Annotated in this window: 8 protein-coding genes and 2 rRNA genes; 3 read left to right on the forward strand and 7 right to left on the reverse strand. The window is 36.9% G+C overall.

Translation table 11 applies throughout. The annotated features are described in order from the left end of the window. Positions 1–108 precede the first annotated feature (108 nt). From M0214_RS10640 to M0214_RS10650, 3 genes are all read left to right on the forward strand, one after another. Positions 109–2,926 (forward strand): 23S ribosomal RNA (locus M0214_RS10640). Between the two features lie 156 nt (positions 2,927–3,082). Next, positions 3,083–3,190: ribosomal RNA gene (rrf, locus tag M0214_RS10645) — 5S ribosomal RNA — on the forward strand. A 131-nt stretch (positions 3,191–3,321) separates the two neighbouring features. After that, positions 3,322–3,822 carry a hypothetical protein gene (locus tag M0214_RS10650; RefSeq protein WP_248722546.1) on the forward strand — a complete coding sequence of 167 codons (501 nt, stop codon included), beginning with the start codon at positions 3,322–3,324 and terminating at the stop codon, positions 3,820–3,822. Here the strand turns inward: M0214_RS10650 and M0214_RS10655 are convergent, their stop codons facing one another. From M0214_RS10655 to M0214_RS10685, 7 genes are all read right to left on the reverse strand, one after another. Beyond that, entirely contained in the window at positions 3,823–4,065 is a 243-nt protein-coding gene (locus tag M0214_RS10655; RefSeq protein WP_248722547.1) for a DUF6095 family protein, read from the reverse strand. After that, a complete protein-coding gene (murQ, locus tag M0214_RS10660; RefSeq protein WP_248722548.1) occupies positions 4,052–4,870 on the reverse strand; it encodes an N-acetylmuramic acid 6-phosphate etherase in 819 nt (272 codons plus the stop codon). Before murQ ends, M0214_RS10655 begins: the two co-directional genes overlap by 14 nt. A 29-nt stretch (positions 4,871–4,899) precedes the next feature. Next, positions 4,900–6,360 carry a TolC family protein gene (locus tag M0214_RS10665; protein ID WP_248722549.1) on the reverse strand — a complete coding sequence of 487 codons (1,461 nt, stop codon included), beginning with the start codon at positions 6,358–6,360 and terminating at the stop codon, positions 4,900–4,902. Between the two features lie 9 nt (positions 6,361–6,369). Next, positions 6,370–7,725 (reverse strand): ABC transporter permease, encoded by a 1,356-nt coding sequence (locus M0214_RS10670; RefSeq protein WP_248722550.1) that lies wholly within the window; start codon positions 7,723–7,725, stop codon positions 6,370–6,372. 1 nt (position 7,726) lies between these two features. Beyond that, positions 7,727–8,971 carry an efflux RND transporter periplasmic adaptor subunit gene (locus tag M0214_RS10675; RefSeq protein WP_248722551.1) on the reverse strand — a complete coding sequence of 415 codons (1,245 nt, stop codon included), beginning with the start codon at positions 8,969–8,971 and terminating at the stop codon, positions 7,727–7,729. 358 nt (positions 8,972–9,329) lie between these two features. Further along, positions 9,330–10,142 carry a DUF4249 domain-containing protein gene (locus M0214_RS10680; protein ID WP_248722552.1) on the reverse strand — a complete coding sequence of 271 codons (813 nt, stop codon included), beginning with the start codon at positions 10,140–10,142 and terminating at the stop codon, positions 9,330–9,332. 4 nt (positions 10,143–10,146) lie between these two features. Beyond that, positions 10,147–12,519, reverse strand: coding sequence for a TonB-dependent receptor (locus M0214_RS10685; RefSeq protein ID WP_248722553.1), 2,373 nt, complete (start codon positions 12,517–12,519; stop codon positions 10,147–10,149). Between the last annotated feature and the right edge of the window lie 84 nt (positions 12,520–12,603).

The raw sequence follows: 12,603 nt of genomic DNA on the forward strand, positions 1-12,603 counted from the left end.
GACATATTGAAAAAAGATACATGAAATTTAATTAGATAGAAATATTTAATAAAACTAGAATAATTGTAACGAGCAATTATTAGTAACTCATTAAAAAGACAAAAAGTACAATAAGCTAAATAAGGGCGTATGGGGAATGCCTAGGCTCTCAGAGGCGAAGAAGGACGTGATAAGCTGCGAAAAGCTGCGGGGATCGGCACATACGATTTGATCCGCAGATATCCGAATGGGGCAACCCGTTATGTTGAAGACATAACATCCGAAAGGAGGCGAACCCGGAGAACTGAAACATCTAAGTACCCGGAGGAAGAGAAAACAAAAGTGATTCCGTTAGTAGTGGCGAGCGAACGCGGATTAGCCCAAACCCATGTTGTTACGGCAATGTGGGGGTTGTAGGACTGCGACATTCGATGCGAATCGAACTAGAACCGTTTGGAAAGACGGACCATAGGGGGTGATAGTCCCGTATAGGTAAGAGACGTTAAGATAGCAGTATCCTGAGTAGCGCGGGGCACGTGGAACCCTGTGTGAATCTGTCGGGACCATCCGATAAGGCTAAATACTCCTGAGAGACCGATAGTGGACTAGTACCGTGAGGGAAAGGTGAAAAGAACCCTGAATAAGGGAGTGAAATAGAACCTGAAACCATACGCTTACAAGCGGTCGGAGCACGTTTACGTGTGACGGCGTGCCTTTTGCATAATGAGCCTACGAGTTACCGTTGTTAGCAAGGTTAAGCACTTCAGGTGCGGATCCGTAGCGAAAGCGAGTCTGAACAGGGCGCTTAGTTAGCAGTGGTAGACGCGAAACCGTGTGATCTACCCATGGGCAGGTTGAAGCTGTGGTAACACACAGTGGAGGACCGAACCGGTTGACGTTGAAAAGTCTTCGGATGACCTGTGGGTAGGGGTGAAAGGCCAATCAAACTCGGAAATAGCTCGTACTCCCCGAAATGCATTTAGGTGCAGCGTTGTGGTTAGTTTATTAGAGGTAGAGCTACTGATTGGATGCGGGGGCTTCACCGCCTACCAATTCCTGACAAACTCCGAATGCTAATAAATATACACAGCAGTGAGGGCATGGGTGCTAAGGTCCATGTCCGAGAGGGAAAGAACCCAGACCATCAGCTAAGGTCCCCAAATGTATGTTAAGTTGAATAAACGAGGTGGAATTGCTTAGACAGCTAGGATGTTGGCTTGGAAGCAGCCATTCATTTAAAGAGTGCGTAACAGCTCACTAGTCGAGCGATTCTGCATGGATAATAATCGGGCATAAACATACTACCGAAGCTATGGACTTTATAAGTGGTAGGGGAGCATTGTAGTGGCGCTGAAGGTTGGTCGCGAGGCCTGCTGGAGCAGCTACAAAAGAAAATGTAGGCATAAGTAACGATAATGCGGGCGAGAAACCCGCACTCCGAAAGACTAAGGTTTCCTCAGCTATGCTAATCAGCTGAGGGTTAGTCGGGACCTAAGGCGAACCCGAAAGGGGCAGTCGATGGGCAACAGGTTAATATTCCTGTACCCGCTCCCGTTAAAAGTGACGGAGGCGTATATTTGGTGCGTGCTGACGGAATAGCACGTTGAAGCCAGTGGCAACACGGCGATAGTACACTAAGACTTCGGTTGCGGTGATAATCCAGAGAAGCGACTTCCAAGAAAAGCGAGGGAAGCGGCCCGTACCCTAAACCGACACAGGTAGTTGGGATGAGAATTCTAAGGAGCTCGAGAGATTCATGGCTAAGGAACTAGGCAAAATAGACTCGTAACTTCGGGAGAAGAGTCGCCCCCCTTTGGGGGGGCCGCAGTGAAAAGATCCAGGCGACTGTTTATCAAAAACACAGGGCTATGCTAAATCGAAAGATGACGTATATGGCCTGACACCTGCCCGGTGCTGGAAGGTTAAGTGGAGGGTTTAGCTTCGGCGAAGATCTGAAATGAAGCCCCAGTAAACGGCGGCCGTAACTATAACGGTCCTAAGGTAGCGAAATTCCTTGTCGGGTAAGTTCCGACCTGCACGAATGGTGCAACGATCTGGATACTGTCTCAGCCATGAGCTCGGTGAAATTGTAGTAACGGTGAAGATGCCGTTTACCCGCTGTGGGACGAAAAGACCCCGTGCACCTTTACTATAGCTTAGTATTGGTTTTGGATAAGTAATGTGTAGGATAGGTGGGAGACTTTGAAGCGGCATCGCCAGGTGTTGTGGAGTCATTGTTGAAATACCACCCTTTGCTTATCTAGAGTCTAACTCACGATGTGAGGACAGTGCTTGGTGGGTAGTTTGACTGGGGTGGTCGCCTCCAAAAGAGTAACGGAGGCTTCTAAAGGTACCCTCAGCACGCTTGGTAACCGTGCGCAGAGTGCAATGGCATAAGGGTGCTTGACTGAGAGACCTACAAGTCGATCAGGTTGGAAACAAGAGCATAGTGATCCGGTGGTTCCGCATGGAAGGGCCATCGCTCAAAGGATAAAAGGTACGCCGGGGATAACAGGCTGATCTCCCCCAAGAGCTCACATCGACGGGGGGGTTTGGCACCTCGATGTCGGCTCGTCACATCCTGGGGCTGGAGAAGGTCCCAAGGGTTGGGCTGTTCGCCCATTAAAGTGGCACGCGAGCTGGGTTCAGAACGTCGTGAGACAGTTCGGTCTCTATCTACAGTGGGCGTTAGAAATTTGAGTGGATCTGACTCTAGTACGAGAGGACCGAGTTGGACCAACCTCTGGTGTACCTGTTGTCGCGCCAGCGGCACTGCAGGGTAGCTACGTTGGGAAGGGATAAGCGCTGAAAGCATATAAGCGCGAAACCCACCACAAGATGAGATTTCTTTAAAGGGTCGTGGGAGATGACCACGTTGATAGGCTACAGGTGTAAAGGCGGTAACGCACGCAGCCGAGTAGTACTAATAACCCGTAGGCTTATTGTACGCCTGTTCTTTTTAGAGTACAAAACACAAGTTCATGTAATTTTTTCAATATGTTAAGATATTTGCAAGCGTAGCTTGCAGTTAAAAGTCAAAAGTGAAAAGGCAAAAGTCACTTGTTACTAATGCCCAATCCCTTTAGACTTCTAACTTAAAACTTAAGGTGGTTATAGCGACGGGGCTCACCTCTTACCATTCCGAACAGAGAAGTTAAGCCCGTTAGCGCCGATGGTACTGCATTTGTGGGAGAGTAGGTCGTTGCCTTTCTTGAAGACCCTTCATTTTTACATGAAGGGTCTTTTTTTTTGCCAAAATTGAGACGCTGTTGTAAGGAATCCTACAATCAAAGACTAAATCTAAAATTTTTAAATTCAATTAATTTAGTTATTTTAGTTTGCATGGATATAATCATTGAATCTTCTCTCAAAACCCTTCAAAAATCTAGGTTCTTATTAGAAAAACTCACAGACGATGAGTTGTGCAATGCATCTATTTCTCCTTACTATTCTAGTATAGGAACCCATTTGAGACATATTTTGGATTTTTATGATTGTATTTTTAAGGCAAGTTCTGGTGAAATAATCGACTTAACAGCCAGAAGTAGAAATAGGGAAGTAGAATCTAAATGTTGTTCAGCGTTATCTTATTTAGGATTTATTGAAGACAAATTGCGATCTAGTCGAAATAAAATGGATGAGACTGTAACTGTAGTTGATGATTTAGGAATGGGTAGTATAAAAATGCAATATACACGAGCTTCACTTTTTTCACAAGCCAATAGTCATACCATTCACCATTACGCTATTATCAATTATATATTAGAAGGGCTGAATATTTCTTTTGAAGATTCGGACTTTGGCTATAATCCAACTACACCAAAAGCAGTAACTAAAGATTAATTAAGAAGATTTCTTTTTGAACATACTATCTAGAATAGTATTGATACCTTTAAAAGCAAAAAAAACAGCAAGAGCACAGATAATGATGGCTATTATTAGCATAATAGTATCAATAGGTGTTCTTAATTTGGTTTGAGAGATATAGATTAGTGTTGGGCCAGCGAACATACAGGCTAAAGAGCCTCCCATTGTTTTTAATCCCTTTACAAGTATTTCTTTATCTGTTCTTTTAGTTTCTGTCATTATAATTCTTAATTGCTAAACGTACGCTTCCGAATTTATCCAATAGCTTCTGAGCTTCTTCTTTGGCTATATTTAGTTCGTTCATAATCATTGTAGTGCCTCTATCAACCAACTTATTATTGCTTAGTTGCATATCCACCATTTTATTTCCTTTTACATGACCCAATTGAATCATTGTAGATGTGGTAATCATATTCAAAACTAGTTTTTGAGCCGTACCAGCTTTCATTCTGGAGCTACCAGTTACAAACTCAGGACCAACTATAACTTCAACTGGAAACTGTGCCGTTTTTGATAGCGGGCTATTATGATTACAGGTAATACATCCAGTGATGATATTGTTTTGGTTGCATTGTTCTAAAGCGCTGATAACATAGGGTGTAGAACCAGATGCTGCTATCCCCACAACAATATCTTGATTAGAAATACTATTAGCTTTTAAATCTTCCCATCCTTGGGTAGTGGAGTCTTCCGCAAACTCAACTGCTTTCCTAATGGCTTTATCGCCACCGGCTATGAGTCCAACAACTAATCCGTGGGGAACTCCAAAAGTAGGAGGGCATTCGGAAGCATCTACAATGCCTAGTCTACCACTAGTTCCAGCACCAATATAGAATAACCTTCCACCAGATTTTAGCTTGTTAACAATTTCTTTCACTAATAATTCAATAGCAGGAAGTGCTTTTTCAACAGCCAAAGGAACAGTTTTATCCTCTTTGTTAATGTTATACAGTAATTCTTCTATATTCATCTTTTCGAGATGATTATAGTGGGAATCTTTTTCGGTGGTTTTGGTGAAGTCCATACTTCAAAAGTATGAATTAATATGGGGTTTTAGTCATAAAAAATATCTTCAACTTCTAATTTTTTGTCATTTATGAAGTCGTATAGCGTAAGTTGTCTCAAAATAAAATAGTCTCTCCAAAACGCAGATAATGAATTTAGGTATTTAATAAGAGCTTCATCTCTTTCACGAAGTGCAATGTTGAGATCTGTAATTGAAATTTTTCCTAAAACGTATCTCTTTTTAGAGATTTCATATCTTTTAGAAGCTACATTTTTTGCCTTTTCATTGGTGTACAAGAAATCTCTTTGATTGGACCAGTTGAGGACGTGCAAATATATTTCTTGCTCAAATTCTTGACGATCCTGATTTATGTTGTTTTTTGTTAAGTCTAAGTTGGCTTCTGCCATTTTTCGTCTAGATTTTGAAACACCCCAATCAAAAATTGGTACTCCTACTGAAACAGAAACATTTTGTTGTTTGTTATAATTATTGAATAGATTGTTGAAGTCATCTCCATTATTAGAAACACCTATATTAGCTCTTATGCCTAACCGTAATCTGTTATTCCCTTTTTGGAAAGCGACTTCTTTTTCGGCTTCTAAACGTTTTCTTCTAAATTCTATTACAGCTTTTCTGTTAGATTGTGCTTCTTCTAATGCTTTGTTAATATCTACTTCAAAAACAGGAAGCTCTTCTGGAATGTCTAATTCTATATTCTCAGTATCTAGTTCTAAATATCTTGCTAAATTCTGAGAAGTCCGTTTCACTTCAATTATGTTAGAGGTTACATTGTTTTTCGAATTAAGTAAGGTTAGTTCCATTTGTAACAATTCATTTTCTGCAATTTTCCCCATTTTAAATCTACCTTTGGCAATCTGATATAGGGTGTCTTGATTGGAAAGGTTTATTTCCGCAATTTTTAATTGCATTTGTGCTTTTAACAATTCGAAATATCTTCTTGAAGTATTAATAGATATGCGTTCCATACTTTCTATAAATTCTCTCTGGGACTCTTCATAAATTAAAGGTTCAATTTTCTTGTCCCATTTAAACTCGTTGTAAAAAAGAGAATTTTGAAAATAATTTACGCTAAAAGGAATTACAGAATACTGTACATTATCATTTAATCCAAAAAGTTCAACTCTTTCAAAATTTGAGTTTACAGAAAAAATTCCACCAGTATACGGTACACTTTGAGAAAGTGATAGGCCTCCTGAAATAAGAAGTTGGTTTTGGTTTACAAAAATATCCTGACCAGAATCGTTAGTTTGCCTTATTATAGCATTACTGTAGTTAGGCAAAGTGGCATTAAGATTTAACTGAGGTAAAAAACTAGCTTTATATCTTCTAAATCTCCAGTAATTAGATTGGTTTACATTTAAATTGATTTTATAATCTGGAGAATTTTTATGCGCCATTTCTATGGCTTGATTAAGTGTTATTTTTTTTGATTGGGAAAAAGACCAAAAAGAGGAAATAACAAAAATCACGAGGATTATTTTTTTCATATTTTTATATTATTCAGATCTTAAAGCTTCTATGGGTTTCTTTTTTGCTGCTGCTTTAGCGGGGAAAATCCCAAAAATGAGACCAACCATTACAGCTATAAAAAAAGAAATTGTAATTGAGTTTATGGATAGAATGGTTTGAATTCCGGAGAAAATTTCAATAATGTATGCGCCTGTAATTCCAACTATAATTCCAATAATACCACCGCCTACACTAATTAATACAGATTCTGATAAAAATTGAAGAACTACATCTTGTTCTGTTGCTCCAATCGCTCTTATTATTCCTATTTCTTTTGTTCTTTCTAAAACTGAGGCTAACATGATATTCATTATTCCAATACCACCAATTAGTAATGATATCCCAGCAATAATGCTTAAAACAATATTAAATATTTGTTTTGTTTTTTGCTGCTGTTTCAATAGTTGTATGGGAATTGTTATTTCAAAATCTAAAACGTCATTGTGTCTGCGTTTTAGCATTTTACTGAGTACTTCGGCAGTAGCTTTTAACTGATTAGAATTTTCTACCTGAACTGTTAACCTGTCTATTTGGTGGTAATTGCCTCTTGGAACTTTTTGTTTTGGCCCACTTTGCCTCATATTTCTAGCTCCAATTACATCGGTCACTATTTTTCGATCCTTAAATCTTACTAAAAAGGTATTAAGAGGGATGAATACATCTTGATTTAAATCTCGTATACCCAGATTTTCTTGTGCTTTATCTGATATTAATTTTTCTTCGATAACTCCTATAACTTGAAGCCAAACATCTTTTACTTTTATTTGCTTGCCTATAGAGCTTTCGCCGGTGAATATTTTTTTCTCAAGTTTTTTTCCTATTATACATACTGGTAGTGCGTTTTTTATTTGATAGCTAGAGAATTTTTTTCCGTTTTCTAAACCAATATTTGTTGATTTGAAGTAAGCTGGTGATACACCAACAAGTTTAATTGCATTTTGTTTGGCGTTGTTTACAACATACGTTTCCAAAACAATTTCTGGGCTTACTAACTTAACACTTGGAATGTATTTTTTTATGTTTAAGGCGTCTTGTATATCTAGACCTTTGGAAAATCGTTTCGATTCATTTTGACCATTTTCAGTTTCGTTATTATCATTTTCGCCTTCTTTTATTTCGTCTGCTATTGGAGTAACAACAATATTATTAACCCCTACAAGTTCTAATTGGTCTAGTATTTCTTTTTCAGCTCCATTTCCAATAGCGAGCATTGTTATAACCGAGGCAACACCAAAAATAATTCCGAGAGCAGTTAAAAAAGTCCTGACTTTATTGGTTTTTATAAACCAATAGGCTTCATTGAAATTAGATCGAAGTTTTTCAATAAGTACCTTATCTATCATTTTAATTTAATAGTTTAATACTTTTATCATCTAGATTTTCGGGCTTGTTTAAGAATACAACATCGTCTTCTTCTAAACCAGCTTCTACTATAATAATTTCGTTGTTAGATTGTCCTAGTTTAATTTCTTGTTTATCTATAGAGTATCCAGATTTAACATAAGCGTAGCTAATGGAATCTTTAGAGAATACGGCTTCAAGTGGTATCATGAGAACATCGTCTTTTTGGTCTGTTAGAATTTTGTTGGACGTGGTCATACCTGGTCTAATGTTCTTGTTGGTCTCATTTAACTTTATAAGAACTTGAAAAAGTTTTATGTCGGATCCTGCTCGGGTCTCTCCAACATTAGCTACTTGGGTAACAACACCTTCTAATTCAATATCGGGAAAGGCATCAAAACCAATTTTAGCCTTTAGCCCTTTCTTTATTTTTCTAATGTCAACTTCGTTGCTGTATGTTTTAGATTCCATTTTAGACAGGTCAGGTAAACTAGCAATTGCAGGTTGCCAGGGTGTAATTGTTGAACCAACCTTCTTTTTATTACCATTCCATTCTTTTACATAGGTTACCATTCCTTCATCATCAGAATAAATAGTGAACTCCTTTTGTAATTCTAGTAATTCTTCTATTCTTTTTTTAATTTTAGAAACTTCTGTTCCAACTTCAATCATTTTTGCGTTGGCCTGTCTTTTTTTAATATAGTAATCAGCTTTTTTCTCTTTCAGGTCCCTTTCTGTCTTCTCTATTTTTATTTCTAATGACCTGATGGTAGCAGGGGGTTCATAAATAGAACGTTCAAGCTCTAGTTTATCCTCCTCGATATTGAATGATAAATCTTTTATGGCGTTACGTTCTTGTTTTAAAGTAAGTGTGGTGTCTAATTCCTGTTGTGTATATCTAGATTGTGCCTTGTCTAGATTTAACTGAGCATCAAGTATTTTACCGTTAAGCTCAGAAACATCTAGTTTGCCTATATAACCTCCTTTTTTTACCAAGGTGCCCTCGGGAACTAAATCTTGTATTTTAATATTGTAAATACCAAAACGTCTAGCTTTTGTAGGACCGTTTATTTCTTTAGAGCTTGTAGATTGAGCTTCACCAGAGATATAAACTTCGTTTAAGAAACTTCCTCTTTCTACCTTGGCAGTAAGCGATTCATTTTCATAATCATCAGATCTAAAATACAGATACGAAACTATTAATAGAACTAAAATGCCTATAATATAGGCTATACGTTTTTTGTTCATTTTTTGTTGGTTTGTTTGATGAGTTAAAGAAAAGGGATAAACACTTTAAACCGTGTTAATTTTATGCTAATTTTCTTTCTTTAACATACTGTAAACACAGCATCAAAAATTAAACCATTAATGAATTTATTAAAAAACTTTACCTACAAATTGCTCTAATTAGAGATTTTGTTTTGAAGTTTAAGGTTAAAACCCTGCAATTCTATTCTAGTTACTATAGTTTCGTATTTACTTTTTTCAATCGATCTGTTATTCCGAACTTGTTTCAGAATATAGTTTTTCTCATTGATGCTTGTCTTCACATGAATTACAATCCATGTTGGTTTAATCAATAAAAAATGAATCTGAAAAAATACGTTTATTGAACGGTATAAAGCAAAGCATCAGTTTCTGTTACTCTAAAGTAACCTAACGGAAAATTGTCTGGATTGGTTGTATTTACACAATTTCCACGCACTGTAGCTGGTTGGGTTTCGAAAGGATCTCCAGATTCCTCGTCGGTTTGTTGAAGTAAAATGAACATAAAGTCGTAATGTCTTCTTGAAATACCTGAAATCTTTATAGAGAGTATATCGCCGGACTTCATTTCATCGTCAGAAAAGAAGCCGAATATTTCATTTCCATCGGTGAATTCATCATCATAAACTTCTAACATGGGAACATTCTGGTTATTCTGGAATTCAAATAAATAAAAGTTTTCTTCATTTCCAGGATCTGTATAAAAGGCTTTGATTTCTATATCGTCACCAGAAAACCCACCATTGTTATTTTGTTCTACAGAATCTATTGAAGGTACGGCAAAAAGTGTTTCTGAAGCTGTATAAGTCTCGCCTTCATAGACTACATTTAATGTATAAGTACCATTGATTATAGGGATGAATGTGTTGTTTTTGTAAATTCCAGATGTACCTTCTTCAATAAAATTGAAGATGTTATTTTCAGAATCTGATACCGAAACTATGGCACCAGATGCAGGTGGTACACCATTATTAAAAAAAGGAGCAGTTAAGGATAATATAATGGTTTGTTCGTTTCCAGAGGTTCCTTTAACCCAAGAAAGCGATGCATCTATAACCAATCTGGGTTCTGTAGTTTCTAAATCTACATCTATAACATCTTCACATGAAATAATGAAGAGGCTTAATATAAATATATATATGATTTTTTTCATGAGATTAAAACTTAAAATTGTATGAAACCGAAGGCGCTATACCGAAAATAGCTAGTCTTGTAGCTTCGTTTTGCCCAGTTTCAAAATTTTGACCAAAAGTTAGGGACACAGCATTCTTTCGGTTATAAATATTGTAAATACTAAACACCCAATGTCTAGACCAATTTTTATTAGGTTTTTGTTTAGGTGTGTAGGTGAGTGATAAATCCAAACGATTATAAGAAGGTAGTCTGTTTTGGTTCCTTGGACCAAAATTAGGTACGTTTATACCATTATATTGGTATTGTGCATTAGGAAACGTTGTAGGCCTGCCGGTTTGAAATATAAAGTTGGCGTTAAGTTTTACTTTTTCGCTCCAATTGTAACTTCCTGTTAATGATATATCATGTGTTTTGTCGAAAGGGGTGTTGTACCATTCACCGTTATTTATACCGGTTTCAATTTCTGTTCTTCCTTTTGTTTGTTGTTCAGATTTAGAAAGGGTGTACGCAAGCCAGCCCTTAAATTTTCCTTCGTTTTTTCTAAGAAGAATTTCTAATCCATAAGCTCTTGCCTCTCCATTTAAAATGACTTGTTCAATGGCATTGTTTGCAATTAAATCTGCTCCGTCTATATAGTCTATTCTATTTTTTATGGTTTTATAAAAGGTTTCAATTTCCAGGGAATATAAGTCATTATTAAAGTTTTTGAAGTAGCCAGCGGCAATCTGGTGCAGAGATTGTGGCTTTACGAATTTACCACTGGGTGTCCAGATATCTAATGGCGTAGGCGCATTGGTATTAGAAAGTAAATGCAAGTATTGATACATTTTATTGTAACTGGCCTTTACCGAACTATTATCATTTAACTGATATGCCAAAGAAAATCTGGGTTCGAGATTATGAAAACTTTCAACGACATCACTTCGGTCGAAGGTTTCCGTTCCAGTGGGCGTTCCCATTTCGTAAATTTGTGAATCTTCATTAAAAACAACTGCTTCGTTATTCTCGTATACGTTGAGTTCATCCTGTCCCAACCTTAAAAAGGAACTTAGCCTTAAACCGTAAGAAACAGAGAGCCTATTGGAAATTTTGTGTTCAGCGTCTACATATATGGCATTTTCTAGGGCGTATTTATCAATCAGTTTAAAAGGGTTTATTCCTGAAGATTCTGATGTTGGTCTAATATCTCCCGGGTTAAATTCATAGTAAACGCTATTTAAACCATATTGCAGTTTAAGTTTATCGCTTAGATAATGTTTGAAATCGTACTTTAGGTTAAAGTTTCTAATACCCGAAATCCAATCGAAACCAACAAACCCCAATTCTAGATTATAATAATAATCAGAATAAATCATTGATAGGTTAGAAAATAACTTATCTGAAAACAAATGGTTCCACCTAAAGTTTAGAACCGAGTTTCCGTAAATATTTTCAAAACTTCCAGGTATTCTAAAAACATCTCTTCCAAAGTAACCCGATAAATAAATGTTGTTTTTCGAATTTATTTTATAGCTCAGTTTTGTGTTTAAATCATAGAAATAGGCGGCGTTATCAATATCGAAAAGCGGTAAAAATAAATGCGCATAACTGGATCTTCCCCCAAAAAGAAAAGAGCCTTTATCTTTTTTTAATGGTCCTTCTATTAGTAATCTACTGGATACAATTCCAATACCACCATTCATATGAAACCCTTTACTGTTTCCTTCTTTTTGATATATATCTAAAACAGAGGAAACCCTACCACCATACCTGGCAGGAATACCTCCTTTGTAAAGTCTTAGGTCTTTAATGGCATCTGGATTGAAGACAGAAAACAGACCGAATAGGTGAGAGGAGTTATAAATTGTAGCCTCATCCAGTAAGATAAGGTTTTGATCAGCGCCACCACCTCGTACATTAAATCCGGATGCACCTTCACCCACATTGGTTACACCAGGAAGCAGTGTTATAGCCTTTACAATATCTGATTCCCCTAAAACTACTGGTATTTCTTTTATTGTAGAAGATGTTAACTTGTTAACACTCATTTGAGGTTTTTGTATACTGAGCCTCTCAATATTCTCAGTGATGACCACTTCCTCTAAACTCTCAGAGCCAATTTCTAAACTATAATTTTTGGAAATATTTTCATTGAGTTCAATGGTTTCCTTGATAGTTTGATATCCTAGATAGCTAATAATTATGGTGTAAGAACCTTTTGGGAGAGTAATTGAATAAAAACCGTATTCATTGGTAACAGAACCAGATTGTAATTCTGGAAAGAGTATGTTTACACCAATTAGTGTTTCGTTGCTGTTTTTTTCTGAGATTACTCCGCTTAAAGTAAATCTTTCTTGTGAGATACCTTTTGAAATAACTGCAAGTAGAAGAACTAGCAGTAAATAAGGTTTTTTCATAGATGTGGCAATTTTAGTATAAAAATAAAAAAAAAGCTCCTGAAACAGGAGCTTTTAACAAGTTGTTAGGCTTTTTGTTTAACC

The sequence above is a fragment of the Seonamhaeicola sp. ML3 genome, from assembly GCF_023273855.1.
Taxonomy (GTDB): Bacteria; Bacteroidota; Bacteroidia; order Flavobacteriales; family Flavobacteriaceae; genus Seonamhaeicola.

Excerpts from the sequence above, each read along its gene's own strand:
- M0214_RS10650 (WP_248722546.1), top strand. The coding sequence starts at position 3,322 with ATGGATATAATCATTGAATCTTCTCTCAAAACCCTTCAAAAATCTAGG.
- M0214_RS10655 (WP_248722547.1), bottom strand. The coding sequence starts at position 4,065 with ATGACAGAAACTAAAAGAACAGATAAAGAAATACTTGTAAAGGGATTA.
- murQ (WP_248722548.1), bottom strand. The coding sequence starts at position 4,870 with ATGGACTTCACCAAAACCACCGAAAAAGATTCCCACTATAATCATCTC.
- M0214_RS10665 (WP_248722549.1), bottom strand. The coding sequence starts at position 6,360 with ATGAAAAAAATAATCCTCGTGATTTTTGTTATTTCCTCTTTTTGGTCT.
- M0214_RS10670 (WP_248722550.1), bottom strand. The coding sequence starts at position 7,725 with ATGATAGATAAGGTACTTATTGAAAAACTTCGATCTAATTTCAATGAA.
- M0214_RS10675 (WP_248722551.1), bottom strand. The coding sequence starts at position 8,971 with ATGAACAAAAAACGTATAGCCTATATTATAGGCATTTTAGTTCTATTA.
- M0214_RS10680 (WP_248722552.1), bottom strand. The coding sequence starts at position 10,142 with ATGAAAAAAATCATATATATATTTATATTAAGCCTCTTCATTATTTCA.
- M0214_RS10685 (WP_248722553.1), bottom strand. The coding sequence starts at position 12,519 with ATGAAAAAACCTTATTTACTGCTAGTTCTTCTACTTGCAGTTATTTCA.